Below are 20549 nucleotides of genomic sequence, written 5' to 3'. Positions count from 1 at the left end.
CTACTTGGCGGTTTCGTCCGACTGCATGATCCCGAACGCGTTGCCCTCGGTGTCCTGGCAGTACGCCAGATAGCCGACGCCGGGGATGGCCATCTTCGGCGCGACGATCTTGCCCCCGTTCTTCGTGATCTTCGCCGTGAATTCATCGACCGAGGGAACGTCGACGGTGTTCACGACCTTCTGCGGTCCCCTCGGGCGCATCAGGCCTCCGTTGATGCCGGGCTGCTTGTCGTCGCCGGTCGTGACGAGCCAATAGTCCTCCGGCCCTTCCCATTTGGTGATCTTCCACCCAAATACCTGACCGTAAAATTTCGCGGCCCGCTCGGGGTTGTCCGCGGCCAACTCAAAATGCACCACTCTGGGCACCGGTGATTCCTCCTTTTGCGATTTGTACCATCAACATATTCCGAACGCGTGTGACGAATCGATAACATCCGCGGTCCCGGGACGCGGGCCGGGTTCCTCTCGCCGGGTGGGGCTACTCCCCGGGGCCGCCCGCGGAGACGGGAGGCGTCGCCAACGGGTCCGGCCCTGGGTCTCGGCCGGCCGCGGCGTCCGCCAGCCTGGCCAGATAGTGCTCCCATCCGTGGGCGTGCGCCTCGCGCGTAGGCGCGGGCAGATCGCGGTGGATCAATGTGAGGATCGTCCCGTCGCCGTCCGGGGCGAGCGTGATTTCGACGGTCGAAGAACCAGGCGGCACGGGAGGTCCGTCTCCTTCCCAGCCCCAGGTAAACACCACGCGCCGATATGGGACGATTTCCACGAATGCCCCCAGGGCGATGTTCCGTCCGTTGATGTCGACCCTGTAGGTCCCCCCGATTCGCGGGTCAAGGGTGGCCTGCCGCCCCTTCCACCGCACCATCTTTTTCGGGTCCGTAAAGAAGGTAAAGACGGTCTCAGGGCGTGCCGCGATGCGGATCACGCGCCTGATGACGGTGGCCTCGTCGATGGTCATGCCGTTCGGCCTCCCTTTCCTCGGTCTCCGCGGCGTGCTTGAGCAGGTCGAGCTTGTGGTCCCAAAAACCCTCCAGGAACTCGCGCAGCTCTTCCAGCCCTTCCGGGCGGGCCCGGTACAGGCGGCGGGTGCCCGCCCTCCGCTCGGTGATCAGGCCGGCGTGCTTAAGAACCGTGATGTGCTGAGAGATGGCCGGCCGGGTGACATCGAAGTGCGAGGCGATCTGGCCGGCCGAGAGCTCGGTGTCGTAGACGAGGCGCAGGATCACGCGCCGGCGCGGTTCGGCCAGGGCTCGGATGGCGTCCTCCACACCCGATATTTTAGTTTAGTCTTACGTAAGTGTCAACTGACAAATGGGTGGAACGGGGAACCCAGTCAGGGGCGTTTCCGCGCCCGGGCCTTGGGCCCGCGTCCCGACCGTGCGCCGGGCCGCTTCTGGGCGGCGTGGGGTTTGGCCGTCCGCGGTTTGGCGGCCCCGGTTCGTGCGCGCTTCTTGCCGGGGCGCTTCGCCTTTCCGCGCCGGGCCGAACGCGAGCCATCTTCGCTGATGGACGGCTCGCCGCCGATGGGGATCAGTTCGAACCGCGCGGTGGGCGCGGGTGCGGAGGAGCCTCGGATCGTTCCCGGGAAGATGCGGAACACCGGGCAGAGCACCACCTCCACCCGCCCGCCGCCCGGCGCAAACAGCGCGGGGAGGTTGAATGTGCGTAGCCCGACCACCGTCATCGGTCCGGTCGGCGGCGAGGACAGCCACCGCCGCGAGACCTCGTAGGCAGGGGTCCCGGGGATGGTGGCCGCGGTGATCCGAATCCGACCCGCAGCGTCTCCGAACGCGAACAGGAAGGGCCGTCCCTCGACGAATTGGCTCCGCCCCCCGAGGAACCGCCCGGTCATGTACACGTACGCCGTCTCAAGCGGGGGGACTTCGCGGAACGTCAGCACCGTCCCCATGACCCCAATATGGGTGTGCGGCGAAAAGTCGCCGAAGGGCATGGGGTGGACCGTCTCCACCTCGGTCCACTCGGGGCCACCGGGCGCATCAAGGGAGATGGCCGGCAAGGTCAGGCCGCGTTCGGTCGTGACGCTCCGCACCGGATGGATCTCCAGCAGGTGGGGGAGGATCGAATGTCCCGCCGAGGCTTGGTCGGGCATCAGGCGGAGCAGGCCGGTGACCGTGACCTGCTGTTGGGTGGCCATGACCTCGTCGAGCGGTTGCGCGTAGGCGCTGTGGGCCGTCCCGCCCGCGGTCAACGCGCCGGGGCGGAGGGCGTTCTGGATCACGCACATCACCACGCCCTCACTCTCTCCCGCCTGCGGGCTGGGCGCGATCCCAAAGCCGATGCCGAGGCCGTACTCCCCGTCCTCGGTCCGGCTGGTGACATAGCCTTCCACGGTCACCTCGGTCCCGGGCCCCAACGAGAGATAGGCCAGCGGGTCTATCCCCGACACCGAGAGGTCGGTCGCCCCGGGCGCCCCCGGGAGGATCCGGACGCCGCAGAACACCCGCAGGAGATCCGCCGGCGTCCGCACCTCGACCCGCCCGGAGGTCGGCGGGGTCGAATGCCGGCGCATCTCATCGGAGACGAGAATGGCCCTGGCGATTTCCCGCATCGCCGTGCGGGTGTTGCGGCTCTGCTGCTGGATGCGCAGAAACGCCTCTTGCTCGTCGACCCCTTCGCGCTTCATCAAGATCCCCTTGGCCCGCTCGACGAGTTTCCGGGTCTCCAGGGTGTCCTTGAGGGTGCCGACCTCCTGCTGGAGCGCGCGAAGCTCCTGGAAGCGGGCGATGGCGACCTCGATCGCCGGGATGAGTTCGGTTTCGCGCACGGGCTTTACCAGGTAGGCGAGGACCCCAGCCTCTTGTGCTCGCTGCACGAGGTCGCGCTCGCTCCACGCGGTGAGGAGGATGATCGGTTTCGGCGATCGGGCCATGATCGTGGAGGCCGCCGCGATCCCGTCCAGCCCGGGCATTTTGATGTCCATGAAGATCAGGTCGGGGTTGCTCTTCCCCGCCAGCGTCACCGCTTGCTCGCCGTCCGGGGCTTCGCCGACGACCTTGTACCCGTGTTCCTCCAGCATGGTCTTGAGGCCCATGCGGATGACGGGCTCGTCGTCGGCGATGAGGATGCGCATCGCGTCGGCCATCGATCAGCTCCCCGCGGCGCGGGGCATCGTGATCGCGGCGCGTACTCCGCGGGCGTTGGTCAGCGAAAGGCGACCCTTGAGGTCGTCCTGCACAAGGGTCTGGACGATCTGCAGCCCGAGATCCGCCGACCGGCTGGGGGAGAAGCCGTCGGGGAGCCCCACCCCGTCGTCCCGCACCTCCACCCGGATCTCGTCGCGGCCCTCGCTGAGGGTGATGACGACCCGGCCCGCCGACCGGCCGGGGAAGGCGTGTTCCATCGCATTCTGCAGCAGTTCGTTGACCACCAGGGCCAGCGACGTGGCCTGATGGCTCGGCAGGCTCAGGTCGTCGCCTTCGATCCGGGCGTCGAGCGCAAACCCCGGCGGCGCCATCGTCTGCGTGACCGTGTGCACCACCCGTTCCAGCATCGTGCGCACCGTCACCTGGCGCAGACCCTCGGCCCCAAGGATTTCGTGCACCGCCGCGATGCTGAGGATGCGGTTGATCGTTTCCGTGAGCACCTCCCGGCCGGACACCTCGCGGCCGTCGCGCATCTGCAGCCTGAGGAGCATCGCGATCATCTGGAGGTTGTTCTTGACGCGGTGGTGCATCTCGCGGACCATCGCCGATTTCACCACCAGCCCGGCGTTCTCGATCGCGAGCGCGGTTTGGTTCGCCAGCGTTTGCAGCAGGTTGATCTCGTTCTGCGAGAAGGCATGGCGTCGCCCGGTATAGCAGCTCACGACCCCAAGCGTGCGGTCCCGCACCCGCAGCGGCACCGAGAGCATGGATCGCACGGATCCGGCCGCGGTCCCTTCGGGCAGCAGCTGAGGGTGGAACCGGGGATCGGTGTCGAGGTCGAGGCTCCAGACGGGCTGGCCGGAAGCGGCCGCCTCTCCCGGGATGCCGTCGCCGATCCGAAGCGCCTGCCGCATCCGCGGCCGCTCGCTCTCGGGGTGTTCCGCCGCCAGGCGCAGCTCGTCCCCATCGAGCAGCATCAGGGTGCAGAGGCGGGCTTCGAAGACGCGGCTCGCCATCTCCACCAGAAGACGCAGGATCTGTTCGAGGTAGAGCGGCGAGGTCAGCGTCTCGCTGACTTCGGCAAGCGTGCTGAGCTCCATGATCTGACGCCGCATGCTGTCGTAGAGCCGGGCCTTTTCCAGCGCCCCGCTCGCCAGATCCGCGATGATGCTGAGCAGCTCGACCTCGTCCTCGTGATACTCGTGCGTGCCGGTCGTCTGCACGTTGATCGCTCCGACGATCTTTCCGCCCGTTGCCAGGGGCACCGCCAGAAGCGAATGGAACCGGTTCTCGTGGGTCCCCGGGACGTACTTGAAGCGGGGGTCCGCCGGCGCGTTGGCGGAGGCGGCGGGTTGCCCTGTCTGCGCCGCCCACCCCGTCAGCCCTTCGCCGAGACGGAGGCGGCCGCGGCCGATCGCTTCGGCGGCGAGCCCGGTGGTCGCCTTGAGCACGAGGTACTCGCGCGGGGTGTCGAGGAGGTAGATTGAGCAACTGTCCATCCGCATGACCTCGGCCGTCTTGCGGGTGATCAGGGTGAGCGTGCTATCGAGGTCGGTGGCCTCGCTGATCGTCCGGCTGATCTCGCGCAGCGCCGAGATCTCCGCGGCCTTCCGGGCCAGTTGCTCCCGGACATCGAGCGCCGGCGCCGGGAGGCGGGATCCTTTCCTCACTGCGCCCTCGCCGGCATCCGCGCCGCCGCCTCGATGTCCTCGGGCGTCACCGCGCTCCGCCGGTTCACCGCGACGGCGACGGCCATCAGGACCACGGCCACCGCCACGATCGTGCCGCGGACCGCCCAACCCAGCGGGGCGATCACCACCGGCGCGATGAGGAGGCTCACGAGATTCATCACCTTGATCAGCGGGTTGAGGGCCGGGCCGGCGGTGTCCTTCAGCGGGTCGCCGACCGTGTCGCCGATAACGCCCGCTTTATGGTATTCGGTGCCCTTCCCCCCCAGGAACCCGTCCTCGATCTTCTTCTTGGCGTTGTCCCAGGCCCCGCCGGTGTTCGCCATGTACACCGCCAGCAGTTGCCCGGTGAGGATCGCGCCGGCCAGAAAGCCCCCGAGCGGGGCGGCCCCCAATCCGAATCCGACCATAATCGGGGCGGCGATCGCGATGATCGCGGGGGAGAGGAGTTCCCGCTGTGCCGCGCGGGTGACAATATCGACGCAGCGGTGGTACTCCGGTTTCGCCTTGCCCTCCATGATGCCGGGGATCTCGCGGAACTGGCGGCGGACTTCCTCCACGACCTCGAACGCCGACCGCCCCACCGCCCGGATCAGGAACGCCGAGACCAGGAACGGGACGGCGCCGCCGATCAGGAGCCCGATGAAGATGAGGGGGAGGTTGACCTGAATCCCCACCCGGTCGAGCGCTGCGGTCGCGGACGCGCCCCCCGCGGCCAGCGTCTGGCGGAGGGCATCGGCCGAGGCGGTGAGTTGGGCTTGGTCCGCGAACGATCGAAAGAGCGCGGTGGCCGCGATCACCGCGGTGGCGATGGCGAACCCTTTGGTCAGTGCCTTTGTCGTGTTGCCGGCTTGATCCAGCTGTGCCACGACCCGCGTCGCGAGGTCGCTGTGGCCCCGCCCGTCCGCGCCGGACATTTCCACGATACCGTTGGCGTTGTCGACGATCGGTCCGAAGGTGTCCATGGCGAGGATGTAGCCCGTCACGCTGAGGAGTCCCAACCCGGCGAGCGCCACCCCGTATCCGGCCAGGGCCAAATCCCCCTGGAAGATGGTGAACGACGCGAGAATGGTGGCGGCGACCGCGAGGATCGCCCACACCGAGGACTCCAGGCCGAACCCCAGCCCCGACAGCAGGAATGTCGCCGGTCCCGTCTTTGTTGAGTACGCCATCTCGGTGACCGGCCGACGCGCCGGGTTCGTATACTGATCGGTCAGCCACTTGATGACGAGCGCCAAGACGAGACCGGTGAGCGTGGCGAAGGAAAACCGCCAATCCACCGCGCCGGTGTTCGGGTCGGTCAGGTACGCGGCGTTGACCGCGCTGAAGCCCACCACCGCGGCCACCGCGGAGATCCACAACCCCGTGTTGATGGGGCGCATCGGATCACTGATCTCGTCGCTCTTTACTCGAACGAACCGGGTGCCGAGGATCGAGGCGAACACGCCGACCCCCTGGACGAGCAGCGGGAACAAGATCAGCTTGAGGGCGAAGGCCGAGGCGTGTCCCCCGTAGAGCGCGCGGAAGCGCGGGTCGAGGAGCGTGCCTGCGCCCAAGATGATCGCCGCCACCAGGGTGACCTCGTAGGACTCGAAGACGTCGGCCGCCATCCCCGCGCAGTCGCCGACGTTGTCGCCGACGTTGTCCGCGATCGTCGCCGCGTTGCGGGGATCGTCCTCGGGGATGCCGACTTCGACTTTGCCCACGAGGTCGGCACCGACATCGGCCACTTTCGTGTAGATGCCGCCGCCGATGCGCATGAACAGCGCCACGAGGGATCCTCCGAACCCGAAGCCGATGAGCACCCGGGTGGCGTCTCCGCGGAAGAGCACGAAGATCGCCGTCGCCCCGAGCAGGCCCAGGCCGACCGTGAACATGCCGGACACCGTCCCCGCGTGGAAGGCGGTTTCCAGAGCTTCCTTGAAGCTGCGGGTCGCCGCGAACGCCGTCCGGACATTGCCGCGCACCGCGAGGTTCATGCCCACGTACCCCGCCCCGTAACTCGCCAGGCAGCCGAAGAGAAACGCCAGGGCAACCCCGACGGCGAGGACGGGGTTCGAGTAGATCGGACGATAGAGGGCGTAGAGGGCAACCGTAATCGCCAGGATGAACGCCGACATCGTCCGGAACTGCCGTCCCAAGTAGGCGTGGGCGCCTTCCTGGATGGCGGCGGCCACCTCTTGCATCGACGCCGGACCCGGGCTCCGCCGGAGGACGCCGCGAATCAGCCACCACCCGTAGGCGAGGGCGCATAGTCCGGCGGCGAAGACGAGCCACAGCAGTGTGGACTCGACCCTGCCGAACGCCGGAAGGGTGATGCCAGATTCGCTCATCCACGGTCCTCCTTAGTGAAGAATGTGCCCCGCAACCCGCGGGCGCGGTCGGAGCTCCCGGCCTTCCGGACTCCCGAATGCTCTGGCGCGCGCCGAATTGTGCTGTTCTGCACGATCTAAGGTGGAAAAGCTTCACATTTGGGGCGCCCCCATCATAACAGAGGGCCGGGGAGCGATTCAATAAGAAATCGAAAGGATTACGGTGAAAACTTGAGTATTTCTGCGGTAGATGGCGCTATTTCGAGGATGAGAGTCCGGGCTCGCCCCCCCAGCCGGGATTCAATCTTCACCACCGAGAAAGCGTCAAATCATGCCTTCACGGATGAGGCGTCGACATCGGTTCGTTGGCCACTTCAGCCGGGATCTCCCTCCCCGGAGCGAGGCTGCCCTCAGAGATGAACCGCACCTCGGCGTGCTCGTCCAGGTTGTGTTTTGTGAAGTACCCGGCGTTCACCTCGAGGGCGTAGCGATATGTCTTTTTGGGCTCGTACAGGGGAAACTTGCTCGCATCGTCGGCGGTCGGGTCCGGAGCCACGGCCATCTCCATGATCCGCACGATGTGCCAGTCAGAATCGATGAACGCGATCGCCAGCGGGACCAGCGTGTTCTTCATCCAGAACGCGCCTTCGGTCGGGTACGGAAATTCGAAGAGCATCCCCGCGTCCGCATCCAACGACGGCCGGCACATCAGCCCCACTTCCATCTGGTCGCTCTTGTCGGCGATCTCAACGCGGATCCGGGCGGTGCGGCCCGCCTCGCTGAAGGTCACCGTCCCGTGCCGATAGGCGAACAGCGGGGCGGAACACCCGGCCCACGCGGAACCGGGGCCGGTTCCGACGGAGGCGGCCAGCAGTAGCACGAGCATCGTCCCCAGGATCTTTCGCATCCGCGTCCCCCCGCGACGCCTAGTGTACCACGTTGTTCAGCCAGGTGAGAATGAGGGAGACCGCAGGATTGGGATCAGCGTCCTCGACGTCCAGGTGGGAGTAGTCGGGGAAGATCCGGACGGCGATCTGGTCTCGCGGGGTGGCGACGTGGCGCAGGTAGAACTCGGTGGCCCCCACGGACCGGACCAGCCCGTGCCCGGCGCCGATGATGAGCATCGGCACATCGGTGTCCCGGACGTGCGTGAGGTTCATGTACTGTCGGGAAAACGCGTCGCTGGTGTCCAGGGTATCTGCGAGCCCAACGTCGAGCACGATCCTCCAGGGGAAGTACCATTCCGTGAATTCCCCCCCCGGTCTGAGGATGGCGCCCAGCAGCTGGCGCAGGTGCACGCGCACCCCCGGCTGCCCCTTCTCCTCGGGCAGATAGATGAGGGGATGCCCGGGTGCCGGCCGCCCGCCCTGCAGATCGAGGAGTCCGCTCAGGTTGATCCCCGTCGGATCGGGCACCCGCTTGAACACCCCCACGGGGACTTCGACGGCGGCGCGGACAAATCGATCGGGCTGCATCTGATCGGAGAAGATGGCGGCGACGAGGGCGCTGTTCGTGATTGCCAGCCCCCGGCGAGGATAGAACGGGAAGTAGCTGCGGTCGTTGGGTTTCAAGTACGCGTACACGCTCACCACATCGACGAGGATGCTGTCCTGCGTCCGCGCGAGCTTGCTGGTTTTCGTGAACGGCGCGACGCGCTTCGAAGGGTCGGTGGTGATGAGGTTTTCCAGCCCGGGGATGCGGATAAAGGATGGAATCCGGACCCCGTGGAGATACCGGGACGGCGAGAGGCGCAGGGGGACGTGGAGCGGCATGCCGTCGACGAACAGCAGCCCGGAGATCCCTCGGGCGCCGATGTCTGGAGGAGAGGGCGGTGCGGTCGACGGGTTTGCTCCGGGGATGGAGGAGAAGTCATACCCCGCGTAGGCCGCGGCGAAGACCCCGCCGAGGGAGTGTCCCCCCAGCACCACGCGGGCCGCGGGGTCGCGACGCCGGACCTCATGGATCAGCGCGTGCACGTCGCGCAGGTGGACGTCCAATCCCCAGTAGGCCATGTACGGGACCTCCGACCCTTTGAGCAGGTGGAAGGTGTGGCCGTCGATCGGCAGTGCCCCGTAATAGTACCCGAGCGCGAAGTCGGGGTTTCCAAAGGCCAGCGCCGCGACGATGCCTCGGCGGTCCTGGAGCAACGTGGCCCGCGGCGCCACGGCCCAGACCTCGAGCCCCGGGCCGTGGCCGGCGATCAGCGCCCGTGCCAGGACGTCCAGTGTGTTCGGCCCCGAGTTCAGCCCCGGGATGAGGACGAGGACGACCGCGGGGGCGGGACCGCCGGGCGCATGGTACCGGAACGCCCGCGCACGGTTGTATTCGGGCGGCGTGTGAGGCTCGGCCGCGCCAGGCACATCGACGAGTTCCCGCACGATCTCCTCGGGGGCGACGACCGCGGGCCCGGGCGTCGGCGCCGCCAGCAGGAGGATCAGGGAGAGCGCCGCGGCGAGTTGAATCGTCATCACTTCTCACAACGAGCGGGACCGCAAAGGAAGTCCCAGATGCGGTCCCGAACCCCCACACCTCGGTGATGGGGTATGACGTGATCGTCGTCGGTGCCGGCCCGGCGGGGGCGGAGGCCGCGCGCGCCGCGGCCAGCGGCGGGCTGCGCACGCTCCTGGTCGAAGAGCACCGTTCCGTCGGCCTGCCCAGTCACTGCACCGGGAAGCTCTCGCGCCATGCGTTTTCCGAGTTCGAAATCCCCCAATCCCTGGCCCTGAACGCGGTCAGCGCGGCGGTGTTTCACTCCCCCGGGGGGGTCCGGGTGCGCGTCCGCCGGCCGACCGTCGACTCCTATGTCGTCGATCGGGTGGCCTTCGACCGCTGGCTGGTCGAGCGCGCCGTTTCCGCCGGGGTGGATGTTCGGGTGGGCATCCGCGTCACCGAGGCCCGCCGCGGGGGCGACCGGATGATCGTCAGCGGCCAGGAACGCGGTCAAGCTTTTGAGACCTCCTGCCGCCTGCTGATCGACGCCGAGGGGGCCGCGCCGAGACTTCCCCGATCGCTCGGGCTTTCCCTGCCGTGCCGCTACGCGATGGGCCTGCAGTACCAGATGCGCGGGGTGGGCGGCATGGCGGTGGATACCCCGGAGGTCTTTTTCGGCCGGGCGGTCGCTCCGGGTTTCTTTGCCTGGGTGATGCCGCTGGGTGGGGACCGCGCCCGGGTGGGGCTGTGCGTCGATCCCCTGATCGCCCGCCGGCCCCCCGTCTGGTACCTCGACCGATTGTTGGCCACGCACCCCGCGGTGCGCGCCCGGTTCGCCGGGGCGGTGGTGGAGGCCAAGGTCGCCGGTCGCGTCGGGCTCGTGGGGCCGGGCGGTCCGGCGAGTACGGACGGCATGATCATCGTGGGAGACGCCGCCGGCCAGGTGAAGGCGACATCCGGCGGCGGCATCTACTACGCGATGATCGCCGGTCGCATCGCCGGGGAGGTGGCACCCCGGTACGTTGCCGGGGAGCGCTCGGCGCTCGCCGAGTACGAACGGCGCTGGCGGCGGCGGTTTGGGCGCGAGGTGGCGTTCACGGCGTACGGGCGCCGCGCCATCAACCGGTTGTCGGACGCCGACCTGGACGTCCTGCTCCGCTTGATCGCGGAGAGCCCGCAGATCCGCTCCAGCGTGGAACACGTCGGCGATACGCAGTTCCAGTCCCGTCTGTTCCTCCCGCTGCTGCGCGGCCTCGGCGTCGCGGGATTGCGACGGCCCGCGCTGTTCTCGATCGTCGGCAAAGCCCTCCTGCACGGCATGCTGGCGCAAGTCTAACCCGTCGAAGAGGATAAGCGTTCGGTGGGACGAATTCTCTCCCATGCGCATCGTCGCGGATCTGCACCTGCACTCGAAATTCAGTCGCGCCACCAGCCGGGAAATGGATGTCGAGGCCTTGGCGCGATGGTGCACCCTGAAGGGCATCACCCTGGTCGGCACGGGAGACTTTACCCATCCCGTGTGGTTGCGCGAACTCCGCGCTAAGCTGAAGCCCAACGGCCGGGGTCTCTACACGTTTGGCGACCGGCATTTTTTGCTCACCTCTGAGGTGAGCAACATCTATCCGCAGGGCGGGCGCCTGCGGAAGATCCACAACATCCTGCTCGCCCCCAGCTTCGAGGTGGTCGATCGGATCAACGCCGTGTTGGCGCGATTCGGGAGCCTGATGGCCGACGGACGCCCCACGCTGTCGCTGCCCAGCGACAAGCTGGTCGAGTATGTGATGGAGGTCTCCCCCGAGTGCATGCTGATTCCCGCGCACGTCTGGACGCCGTGGTTTTCCCTCTACGGAAGCAACTCCGGGTTCGACTCCCTCCAGGAATGCTTCGGTGACCAGGTGCGACACATCCACGCCGTGGAGACCGGGCTGAGCAGCGACCCCCCCATGAACTGGCGGATCGCCGAACTGGATGGGGTGATGCTGGTGAGCAACTCCGATGCGCATTCACCGGCAAAGCTCGGCCGAGAGGCCAACGTGTTCGACTGCGCCCTCGACTACTCGGAGATCCTGGGGATCCTGCGGCGGCGCGATCGGAGCAAATTCCTGTTCACGATCGAGTTCTTCCCCGAAGAAGGGAAATATCACTTTGACGGCCACCGGGCCTGCAACCAGCGGCTCGCTCCCAAAGACACCCGCGCCCATCGGGGAATCTGTCCGGCGTGCGGACGGCCCCTGACGGTGGGGGTGATGTCGAGGGTTGATGCCCTGGCCAGCCGGCAGGAAGAGGCGGCGGGGCCCGGACGGGTGCCGTTTCGCCACCTCATCCCGCTCGAGGAGATCATCGCCGAAGCCCTCGGGTCGCAGCCGGGGACCAACACGGTGCGCGAGGAGTACCTCAAGCTGGTCCAGGCGCTCGGCAATGAGTTCGCCGTCCTCATGGACGTTCCGCTGGACGAGGTGACCCGGTACGCCCGGCCACGGGTCGTGGAGGGTCTGCGGCGCGTGCGCGAGGGACGCGTGCAGATCCGGCCGGGGTACGACGGGGTGTTCGGCGAGATCCGGATCTTCGGGGGCGCCGCGGAAGAGCCGAAGGCGGATCAACCGGCGCAGACCAGCCTCTTTTGACCTCCCGCCGCGTGCTGGTGCCGTGTTGCCACATCGGCGACCGAGTCGGCCCCCATGGCTCCCGCCCCCGGCACCCTTCCCGCCAGATCGGGTAGGGTTCCTCCGGCCCCCGCCGCGGTCGTCATCCGCCCCGGCCGCGAACAGCGCCTTCGCGCCGGCCACCTCTGGGTGTACCGAACCGAGATCGCCCGCATCGAGGGAGAGCCGGAGGACGGGGACGCGGTCGCGGTGCGGACGGCCTCGGGGCGCCACCTGGGGGTGGGGCTCCTCAACACCCGCTCGGTGATCACGGTTCGCCTTTTTACCACCGACGACCGCCCGCTCGATGAGGCATTCTTTGCCGACCGCCTAAACCGCGCCGCGGCGCTCCGCGCACGCCTCGGCGCGGCGCTGACCGCGTGCCGGTTGGTCTACAGCGAGGGCGACGGTCTGCCCGGGTTGATCGTCGACCGCTACAACGATGTGCTCGTCATCCAGACCCTCACCTTGGGAATGGATAAGCGGAAGGAGATGCTCGCCGGGTTACTCGATGCGATCGTCCACCCGCGGGGGATCTACGCACGCAACGATCCGACGGTGCGGCGGCTTGAAGGGCTCCCGCGCCAGACCGGGTGGATTCGAGGCGGCGGGCCGACGGAGGTGGAGGTCGAGGAAGGAGGCTGCCGCTTCCTCGTGGACATCGCCGCGGGCCAGAAGACGGGGTTCTTCCTGGACCAGCGCGAGAACAGGGCGAGGGCCGCGGAGCTCGCCGCGGGCGCCCGCGTCCTCGACGGATTCGCGTACACCGGGGCGTGGGGGATCCAGGCCGCCGCCCACGGGGCGGTCTCGGTGACCGGGATGGAGATCTCGGGCGCCGCCGTTGCGGGGGCGGAGCGGAACGCCGCGCGCAACGGTTGTTCGGACCGGTGCCGGTGGCTGCGCGAAAACGCGTTCGACGGGCTGCGGCGACTCGCCGCTGCGGGACCCGGGTTCGACCTGGTCATCTTGGACCCTCCGGCCTTCGTCAAGACCAAGGCGGCGCTCGCCGGCGGTCTCGCCGGATACAAGGAGATCAACCTTCGCGCGCTCAAGGTGCTGGGTCCGGACGGATGGCTCGTGACGTGCTCCTGTTCGTATCACGTCAGCGAGGCACATCTCGTCGCGGTGGTGAACGAGGCGGCGCGGGACGCGCGGCGCCGCATCCGTATCCTGGAGGTACGTTCTCAGGCCCGTGACCACCCGGTCCACCCCGCGATGCCCGAACTGAGGTACCTCAAGTGCCTGATCGTCGCTGTGGAGTGATCGGGGGTCCCCCCGCCGCGGCCTGGGACCGGCCGGCCCACGAGGACGCCCGTTGAATCAGTTGCAGGCGGTGGGCCCTCCCCCTATAATGGAAGCAGCGATGTTCCAGCCGCATATCGGGCGCGATACCGTTTGGGGGAGAGCCAGGCAGCCGGGTTCTCCTCCTTGTTGTTTCCCCCGGGGGGCCAACCGAACGCCCGGCATTCCGGGATGAGGTGACGCAGGGTGAGCGGACACCAGATCCACATCACCGACAACCTGGACGTGCTCCTCGGCGTCCTGCCTCCCCCCATTCGCTCGGCTATTGAGCAGCAGCCCGAACTGGATGAGTTGCTCGAGGTCGTGCTCGACCTGGGCCGCGAGCCCGAGGCGCGGTTCCCCGGCCGCGCCGTCCGCCTCGCGGAGGAGTTCGTTAGCCGCGAGGAGATGCAGCACGTCATCGGACGTGTAGGAACCTTCGGCAAGGACAACCGGGCCGGGATCGAGCGGACGCTGCACCGAATCTCCGCGATCCGGAATCGGGTCGGGGAGATCATCGGGCTGACGTGCCGCGTCGGGCGTGCGGTGTTCGGGACCGTCGACATCATCCGCGATGTGATCGAAGCCGGGCAAAGCGTCCTGCTCGTCGGCCGGCCGGGGGTCGGCAAGACGACGCTGCTGCGGGAAGCCGCGCGGGTGCTCTCCGATGAGATCGGCAAGCGGGTCGTGGTGGTCGATACGAGCAACGAGATCGCGGGGGACGGGGATATCCCGCATCCGGGGATCGGACGGGCGCGGCGCATGCAGGTGCCGTACCCGGAGCTCCAGCACGCGGTGATGATCGAGGCCGTGGAGAACCACATGCCCGAGGTCATCGTGATCGATGAGATCGGCACGGAAGCCGAAGCGCTCGCCGCCCGTACGATCGCCGAGCGGGGCGTCCAATTGATCGCTACCGCGCACGGAAACACGCTGGACAACCTGCTGCAGAATCCGACCCTCTGCGATCTCGTCGGCGGTATCCAGGCCGTAACGCTGAGCGATGAAGAGGCACGCCGCCGTGGCACCCAAAAGACCGTGCTGGAGCGCAAAGCCCCGCCCACGTTCGAGGTTGTGATCGAGATCCAGGAACAGGACAAGCTGGCGGTGCACCACGATGTCGCCCACGTCGTGGATCGATTCCTCCGGGGTGACGTTCCGCACCCCGAGATTCGCACCCGGACCCCCGAGGGGGAGGTGCGGATCAGCGGCGATGAGGAGCCGCGCTTGCCGGCGGTTCTCGACGGTCACCCGCCCGCGGTCAAGGCTCCGGCCAAGATCGTCCGGATCTACCCTTACGCCGTGAGCCGGAATCGACTGGAGCGGGCGATCCACGAGCTGCGGGTGCCGGCCGGCATCGCGAATACCCTGGCCGACGCGGATCTCCTCATCACCCTGAAATCGCAGGAGAAGCGCCAGCCGAAACGGGTGCGGGAGGCCGGCACGCGCGGGCTGCGGATGCATGTGATCAAGAGCAACACGCTCTCCCAGATCGAGTCCTGCCTGCGGACGGTCTTCGGGATCGAAAACCGTCTCAGCAGCGACGACCTGGCCCTGCGCGAGGTCGAAGAGGCGATCTCCGAGGTGATGGCATCGGCCCAGCCGGTCGAACTGTCTCCGCAGAACTCTTATATCCGGCGGATGCAGCACCAGTTCATTCAGCGGTACGGGCTGAGTTCCGAAAGCAAGGGGACGGATCCGTTCCGGCGGGTGGTGATCTACCCGCAATGACCCCCGCGGGGAGGCCGGGGCCGTAGTGCGCTCCCCACTGCCCTCGCGGGGGATCTTCATCACCCTGGAGGGCCCCGAGGGGGCGGGTAAGACCACGCAAGGTCGGTTGCTGGCGGACTATCTCCGCGGCGGCGGTCGGGAGGTGGTCTGTGTCCGCGAGCCCGGGGGGACCGCGATCGGCGAGCGGATCCGAACCCTCCTGCTCGACCCCGCACATTGCGACATGACACCGTGTACGGAGATGCTCCTCTTCGCCGCGTCCCGGGCACAACTCGTTCGGGAGGTGGTGGTCCCCGCCCTTCGGGCCGGCCGGTGGGTGGTCTGCGATCGGTTCGTCGACGCATCGCTGGCCTACCAGGGGGTCGGGCGGGGCCTCGATGTCGAGGTCGTTCGCAGCGTCAACGCGGCCGCGACCGACGGCCTCGCGCCGGATCTGACCGTGCTGCTGGACATCGACCCCGCCACCGGGCTCGCGCGGGCCCGGGCCAAGACCGACGTCTCCGCCCGCACCCGGGGGGCGGGGGACCGGATGGAACAGGAGGTGCTGGCCTTCCACCAGCGGGTCCGGGAGGGGTTTCTCTCCCTAGCCCAGAAGGAGCCCCAACGCATCGCGGTGATCGACGCGCGGGGCCCTGTAGGCGCCGTGCAGGACCAGATCCGGCGGGTTGTTGTGGAGATGCTGGGTCGCCGGGGAGAGGGGCCCGGCAGGGAGGGGTCCCGATGAAACTGATCCTTGCGATCGTCCAGGATAAAGACAAGCGGCGCCTGATGGAGGATCTGGTCAAAGCCGAGTTTCAGGCGACGATGCTGGCGAGCACGGGGGGATTTCTCAGGGAAGGCAATACCACGATCCTCATCGGCGTCGACGAGAGCCGGGTAGAAAACGTCCTCGCGATCATCCAGAAAACCTGTCACGTGCGGGAGCAGCTCGTCAGTCCGCTGCCGCCGGTGGTCGAGCCGGTGGACTCCTACATCTCCGCGCCGGTCAAAGTCCAAGTCGGGGGCGCCGTCGTTTTCGTCGTGGACGTGGAACGGCTGGTGAAGATCTAGGGCCAGCGCCCCCCATGCCCTTTCGCGACCTCATCGGCCAGCCGCACGCCCGCCGGCTGCTCCAAGGGGCGCTCCGCAGCGGCCGCATCTCCCACGCCTACCTTTTTGTCGGCCCCGCTGGGGTCGGTCGTCAGACCGCCGCGCGCGCCTTCGCCCAGGCGCTCCTCTGCACCGCCGGCGGGGGGGACGACGCGTGCGGGACCTGCCCGGCCTGCCGCAAGGTCGCCGTCGGGACCCACCCCGATCTCCGGGTGATCACCCCGGGGCGGGCCGAGTCCGGAGGGGAACGCCGCGCGGTGGCGATCGATCAGGTCCGGGACCTCAAGCATGAGGCGGCCTATCCCCCCTACGAGGCAAAGTGGAAGGTGTTCATCATCGTCGACACCGAGCAGATGCGGGCCGAGGCCGCCAACAGCCTGCTGAAGGTCCTGGAGGAGCCGCCGTCTCGCAGCGTGATCATCCTCCTCTCGGAGTCGACCGAAGCGCTCGTCCCCACGCTCGTGTCCCGGTCGCAGCTCGTGCGCTTCTCGTTCGTGCCGTCCGCCGCGGTCGCCGAGGCGCTGGTTTCGCGGGCGGGCGTCCCGCCGCCGCGCGCCCGCTACCTGGCCGCGATCGCGGGCGGTCGTGTCGGCGCCGCGCTCGACGCCGCGGGCGCGGGCGATGAGCCCTTCACCCGCCGCGCGGAGGTGCTCGCCGTGCTCCGGGCCGTCGAGCGCGGGGATGTCATCAGCGCCCTCGACGCGGCGGAAGCCGTGGCGAGGCAACGGGATGAGGTGGAGCGATGGCTCGACATCGCGCAGTGGTGGTTCCGCGATCTCGTCGTTTGGCGCGCGGCGGGCGATCCGGACCTCCTCACCAACCGAGACTGCGAAGGCGATGTGGCGGAATGGGCCGGACGCCGGCGGGCGGAAGACCTCCGGCGCGTCGTCGACGCCATCGAAGCGGCGAAGGCCGCGCTCCGGCATAACGGGAACCCGCGGGTGATCCTGGAGGATCTGTTCGTGCGGATGGGGGCCGCTCCCGAAGCCCCCGCACCCCGGCCGGGAATTCCATCGCCGGCGACGGGGGACTGATCGACCCTTTGGGGGACTCGGTCCGGCGACGCCTTTCCCGGCGGCGTTCAGCGGATGAACGAGCGGAGGACCGAGGCGAGGGCGAGGATTCCCATCACCACGAGGGCGATCGTCCACCAGGGGAAGCGCCGGCGCGGCCTGGCCACTCGGCCGCCCGGATTGTTCGCGCATTCCTCGCAGTAGTTCCCTGTTCTCAGCCGGACCAGGCACTCCTTGCAGAGCGGTTTTCCGCACTGCGCGCAGTAGCCGAGCGCGTTCCTGTCGGGATGGGTCGCGCACTTCATGCGGAGATCTCGGCCGCGCGCAGGGCCGCGGCCCTCAGCTGTTTGAGCCGCTCGACGTTCTCGCGGTCCGGACCGGCGCGGGCGAACCCCGGCGTCTCCAGAAAGGCGGGGAGATCGCGCAGCGCGGGATGTCCGAAGATCGCGCGGAACCCCGCCCGGCCGATGGTGCCTTCCCCGATGTTCTCGTGGCGGTCGAGGTGGGATCCCAGGTGGGCTTTGGAGTCGTTCAGGTGGAGGGCCCGGAGACGGCGCATCCCGACCGCCCGGTCGAACGCCTCGACCAACTCGGCGACGCCGGCCGATGTGCGCAGATCCCAGCCGGCCGCAAAAAGATGGGCCGAATCCAAGCAGACGCCGAGGCGGCGGTGCCCTCCGGCTTCGTCAATGATCTCGCGCAGCTCCGCAAATGTCCCTCCCAGGCCCCCGCCCGCGCTGCCCTCGAGGAGGATGTGCGTGTGCGCGCAGCGGCGTAGGGCGGCGCGGAGGGCCCGCGCGACGCGGGCGCGCGCCGTCCGCCAGGGGCTGCCCATGGCGCTGCCGATGTGGGTGATGACCGCCTTTCCCCCGAGGGCGTCCATTCCTTGAAGGCTGTGCGCCAGCGCATCGATCGAGCGCCGGTGGAGGCGGGGGTCGGGCGAGGCGAGATTGATCAGGTAGGGCGCGTGGGCGACCAGCGGGCCGAGGTCGGCCTGGGCCCGCCGCCGCTTGAACTCCGCGAGATCCTGCGGAAGATAGGAGACGAGGCGCCATTGCCGGGGACTTCCGTAAAAGATCTGGAGGCACTCGCAGCCCAGCGCCTGGGCTCGGGGAATCGCCTGGTAGATCTTGCCTGCGATCGAGACGTGGGCGCCGATAGGCACGGGCAGTGGTTCGGGCCCGCGCGGGGGAATCTCCTGCGCTGTGCCGAGGCACGCGTCCGGAGGAGGAGCCTCCACGCCCCTCGAACGCAAGGGCATGCCTCCGGCCCTGCAGCGCACCGCCGCCGCCGTATCGCTCGTGGGCGTGGCGGTGGTGTGGGGTGCGACATTCCCGCTCGGCAAGATCGTGCTGCGTCACCTCGGCCCGTTCCAATACCTGGGGCTGAGGTTCGCGCTGGCGACGGTCCTGATGCTGCCGTTCGTCCGGTGCGACCTGCGATCCGCCAATCGCGAGGCGGTCGGCCGCGGGGTCGTGACGGGGGCCGTGTTGTTCTGCGCTTACGCGCTCCAAACCCTCGGGCTGCGCTCGACGACGGCGAGCGAGGCCGGCCTGATCACGGGGATGAACGTCGTGATCGTGCCGTTGCTCGCCATGATCTGGCTCGGGCAGCGGTCGTCCCCCCTGACCGTCGCCGGGGTGATCACCGCCGCGTGCGGGTTGTGGCTGCTGGCCTGGCAGGGCATGCGCCCGCGAGCGGGGGACCTGCTGGTGCTCGGCTGTGCCGGCGCGATCGCGGTGCACATCGTCCTCGTCGGACGGTTCGCGGCCGCGCTTCCCCCGGGAGGGTTCGCCACCATCCAGATCGGGACCGTGGCGGTCTTGGCTGCGGCGGCGGGGATGTTTGAACGCCTCCCGGGTGAGGTGCCCCTGCCGGCGCTCGGCGCGGTGGCGTTCATGGCCGTGGCGGCCACCGGGGTGGCGTATCTGGTCCAAACGTGGGCCCAGCGGTTTACCTCTGCGGCGAGGGTGGGACTGCTCTTCACGGTTGAACCCGTGGCCGCGCTGGCCCTTGGGATCTTGTGGTTGGGGGAGAGCCTCAACGGGCGCCAGGCGGTGGGGGCGGCCGCGATCCTGGCGGGGGTGGTCATGGGCGAGTACTCTCGGCAGGGGACGTAAGGAGGCATCGCGGATGGCGGCACACGAGTGGGGGTTCAACACGAGGGCCATACACGGGGGAAAGGTTCCCGACGCAAACAAATCGGTGGTGACGCCGATCTACCAGACGGCGACGTTCCGGTACGATACGGTCGAGGAAGGGGCGCGGCTCGGCGCAGAGACCGGGACCGGGTATTTTTACACCCGCTGGGGCAATCCGACGACCGATGCGTTCGAGCAGAAGGTCGCCCTGCTGGAGGGCGGCGAGGCCGCGCTCGCCACTTCGTCCGGAATGGCGGCGATCACCACCGCCGCGGTGAGCCTCCTGCGCGCGGGCGATCACGTCATCGCCCCCAACGCCGTCTACCAGGCGACGTTCGGCCTGTTCAACACGGTGCTGCCCGGCTACGGCGTTGAGGCGACTCTGCTCGACGATCCCGACGTCGGCGCGTACGAGCGGGCGCTTCGGCCGAGCACTCGCCTCTTGTACATCGAGACGCCGAACAACCCGTTGCTCGGCGTGATCGATATCGCGGGGGTGGCGGCGCTGGCGCGGGCCCACGGCGCCCGGACGATCGCCGACAACACATTCGCCACGCCGTACAACCAGACGCCGTTGGCGCTCGGCGTCGACCTCGTCTGCCACAGCGCCACAAAGTATCTCGGCGGCCATCACGACGTCACGGCCGGCGTCATCGTAGGATCGCGCGAGTTGATCCGGCGATGCATAACAACGATGCGGACCTTCGGCGGGGTGCTGGACCCGTTCGCCGCATACCTGCTCCTCCGCGGGCTGATGACCTTGGGGCTGCGGGTGGACCGGCATAACGCCAGCGCCCTCGCGCTCGCCCGGCACCTCGCCGACCATCCCAAGGTCGCCCGCGTGCACTACCCCGGTCTGCCCGTGCACCCCCGGCACGCGGTCGCCGCCCGGCAGATGACGCGCGGGTTCGGCGGGATGCTCAGTTTCGAGGTGCGGGGGGACGTCGCCGCGGGCGCGCGGTGCGTGGAGGCGCTGCGCGTGGGCAAACTGGCCGTCAGCCTGGGGGGGGTGAGCACGCTCGTCACCCACCCGGCCTCGACGACCAGCGTCAACATGCCGCGCGAGGTCCGTCTCGCCGCCGGCATCGCCGACGGCCTGATCCGGGTCTCGGTGGGGGTGG

The 20549-nt window shown here is 68.5% G+C and carries 19 protein-coding genes; 9 read left to right on the top strand and 10 right to left on the bottom strand.

From position 1 onward, the window contains the following. From VKV57_16760 to VKV57_16725, 8 genes are all read right to left on the bottom strand, one after another. Positions 1-366 (bottom strand): VOC family protein, encoded by a 366-nt coding sequence (locus VKV57_16760; protein HLW61554.1) that lies wholly within the window; start codon positions 364-366, stop codon positions 1-3. 112 nt (positions 367-478) lie between these two features. Continuing rightward, on the bottom strand, positions 479-949 hold the full coding sequence (locus VKV57_16755; GenBank protein HLW61553.1) for an SRPBCC domain-containing protein: 471 nt from the start codon (positions 947-949) through the stop codon (positions 479-481). Then, complete coding sequence (locus tag VKV57_16750) at positions 897-1265, bottom strand: metalloregulator ArsR/SmtB family transcription factor (GenBank protein ID HLW61552.1); 369 nt, start codon at positions 1263-1265, stop codon at positions 897-899. The genes VKV57_16755 and VKV57_16750 overlap by 53 nt, the downstream gene beginning before the upstream one ends. Before the next feature lie 65 nt (positions 1266-1330). After that, positions 1331-3100: a response regulator gene (locus tag VKV57_16745; GenBank protein HLW61551.1), complete on the bottom strand. Its 1770-nt coding sequence runs from the start codon at positions 3098-3100 to the stop codon at positions 1331-1333. A gap of 3 nt (positions 3101-3103) precedes the next feature. After that, complete coding sequence (locus tag VKV57_16740) at positions 3104-4771, bottom strand: GAF domain-containing protein (GenBank protein ID HLW61550.1); 1668 nt, start codon at positions 4769-4771, stop codon at positions 3104-3106. After that, the gene (locus VKV57_16735) at positions 4768-7122 is read right to left on the bottom strand and encodes a sodium-translocating pyrophosphatase (protein ID HLW61549.1); all 2355 of its coding nucleotides are present in this window, start codon (positions 7120-7122) and stop codon (positions 4768-4770) included. Before VKV57_16735 ends, VKV57_16740 begins: the two co-directional genes overlap by 4 nt. 316 nt (positions 7123-7438) lie before the next feature. After that, complete coding sequence (locus tag VKV57_16730) at positions 7439-8008, bottom strand: DUF192 domain-containing protein (GenBank protein HLW61548.1); 570 nt, start codon at positions 8006-8008, stop codon at positions 7439-7441. 19 nt (positions 8009-8027) lie between these two features. After that, positions 8028-9569, bottom strand: a complete 1542-nt coding sequence (locus tag VKV57_16725) for a hypothetical protein (GenBank protein HLW61547.1) — start codon at positions 9567-9569, stop codon at positions 8028-8030. 68 nt (positions 9570-9637) lie between these two features. On the opposite strand from VKV57_16725, the gene VKV57_16720 reads away from it, so the two are divergent. The 7 genes from VKV57_16720 to holB all read left to right on the top strand — a co-directional run bounded on the left by VKV57_16720 (position 9638) and on the right by holB (position 17308). Then, positions 9638-10867, top strand: coding sequence for an NAD(P)/FAD-dependent oxidoreductase (locus VKV57_16720; protein HLW61546.1), 1230 nt, complete (start codon positions 9638-9640; stop codon positions 10865-10867). 43 nt (positions 10868-10910) lie between these two features. Further along, positions 10911-12155 (top strand): endonuclease Q family protein, encoded by a 1245-nt coding sequence (locus tag VKV57_16715; GenBank protein HLW61545.1) that lies wholly within the window; start codon positions 10911-10913, stop codon positions 12153-12155. Positions 12156-12209: 54 nt separating this feature from the next. After that, positions 12210-13436, top strand: a complete 1227-nt coding sequence (locus tag VKV57_16710; GenBank protein HLW61544.1) for a class I SAM-dependent rRNA methyltransferase — start codon at positions 12210-12212, stop codon at positions 13434-13436. A gap of 225 nt (positions 13437-13661) precedes the next feature. Beyond that, complete coding sequence (locus VKV57_16705; GenBank protein HLW61543.1) at positions 13662-15185, top strand: R3H domain-containing nucleic acid-binding protein; 1524 nt, start codon at positions 13662-13664, stop codon at positions 15183-15185. A 25-nt stretch (positions 15186-15210) separates the two neighbouring features. Then, complete coding sequence (gene tmk, locus VKV57_16700) at positions 15211-15909, top strand: dTMP kinase (protein HLW61542.1); 699 nt, start codon at positions 15211-15213, stop codon at positions 15907-15909. Next, a complete protein-coding gene (locus VKV57_16695; GenBank protein ID HLW61541.1) occupies positions 15906-16235 on the top strand; it encodes a cyclic-di-AMP receptor in 330 nt (109 codons plus the stop codon). The genes tmk and VKV57_16695 overlap by 4 nt, the downstream gene beginning before the upstream one ends. A 14-nt stretch (positions 16236-16249) precedes the next feature. Then, positions 16250-17308 carry a DNA polymerase III subunit delta' gene (holB, locus tag VKV57_16690; protein HLW61540.1) on the top strand — a complete coding sequence of 353 codons (1059 nt, stop codon included), beginning with the start codon at positions 16250-16252 and terminating at the stop codon, positions 17306-17308. Positions 17309-17355: 47 nt separating this feature from the next. On the opposite strand, the gene VKV57_16685 is transcribed toward holB, so the two are convergent. Both VKV57_16685 and VKV57_16680 read right to left on the bottom strand, forming a co-directional pair. Continuing rightward, positions 17356-17592, bottom strand: a complete 237-nt coding sequence (locus tag VKV57_16685; protein ID HLW61539.1) for a B-box zinc finger protein — start codon at positions 17590-17592, stop codon at positions 17356-17358. Further along, complete coding sequence (locus tag VKV57_16680; protein ID HLW61538.1) at positions 17589-18452, bottom strand: deoxyribonuclease IV; 864 nt, start codon at positions 18450-18452, stop codon at positions 17589-17591. The genes VKV57_16685 and VKV57_16680 overlap by 4 nt, the downstream gene beginning before the upstream one ends. A gap of 94 nt (positions 18453-18546) precedes the next feature. On the opposite strand from VKV57_16680, the gene VKV57_16675 reads away from it, so the two are divergent. Next, positions 18547-19407, top strand: coding sequence for a DMT family transporter (locus VKV57_16675; protein HLW61537.1), 861 nt, complete (start codon positions 18547-18549; stop codon positions 19405-19407). A gap of 13 nt (positions 19408-19420) precedes the next feature. Beyond that, the coding region (locus VKV57_16670; protein HLW61536.1) for a PLP-dependent aspartate aminotransferase family protein at positions 19421-20549 on the top strand (1129 nt) is incomplete at its 3' end.

The organism is bacterium, from assembly GCA_035307765.1.
Taxonomy (GTDB): domain Bacteria; phylum Sysuimicrobiota; class Sysuimicrobiia; order Sysuimicrobiales; family Segetimicrobiaceae; genus Segetimicrobium.
Note: the sequence above shows the minus strand (reverse complement) of the source record. Positions and strands in the feature narration are given on the sequence as shown.

Coding starts and splice junctions, on each gene's coding strand:
- VKV57_16745 (HLW61551.1), bottom strand. CDS start 3,100: ATGGCCGACGCGATGCGCATCCTCATCGCCGACGACGAGCCCGTCATC.
- VKV57_16735 (HLW61549.1), bottom strand. CDS start 7,122: ATGAGCGAATCTGGCATCACCCTTCCGGCGTTCGGCAGGGTCGAGTCC.
- VKV57_16730 (HLW61548.1), bottom strand. CDS start 8,008: ATGCGAAAGATCCTGGGGACGATGCTCGTGCTACTGCTGGCCGCCTCC.
- VKV57_16725 (HLW61547.1), bottom strand. CDS start 9,569: ATGACGATTCAACTCGCCGCGGCGCTCTCCCTGATCCTCCTGCTGGCG.
- VKV57_16720 (HLW61546.1), top strand. CDS start 9,638: ATGGGGTATGACGTGATCGTCGTCGGTGCCGGCCCGGCGGGGGCGGAG.
- VKV57_16715 (HLW61545.1), top strand. CDS start 10,911: ATGCGCATCGTCGCGGATCTGCACCTGCACTCGAAATTCAGTCGCGCC.
- VKV57_16710 (HLW61544.1), top strand. CDS start 12,210: ATGGCTCCCGCCCCCGGCACCCTTCCCGCCAGATCGGGTAGGGTTCCT.
- VKV57_16695 (HLW61541.1), top strand. CDS start 15,906: ATGAAACTGATCCTTGCGATCGTCCAGGATAAAGACAAGCGGCGCCTG.
- holB (HLW61540.1), top strand. CDS start 16,250: ATGCCCTTTCGCGACCTCATCGGCCAGCCGCACGCCCGCCGGCTGCTC.
- VKV57_16685 (HLW61539.1), bottom strand. CDS start 17,592: ATGAAGTGCGCGACCCATCCCGACAGGAACGCGCTCGGCTACTGCGCG.
- VKV57_16675 (HLW61537.1), top strand. CDS start 18,547: ATGCCTCCGGCCCTGCAGCGCACCGCCGCCGCCGTATCGCTCGTGGGC.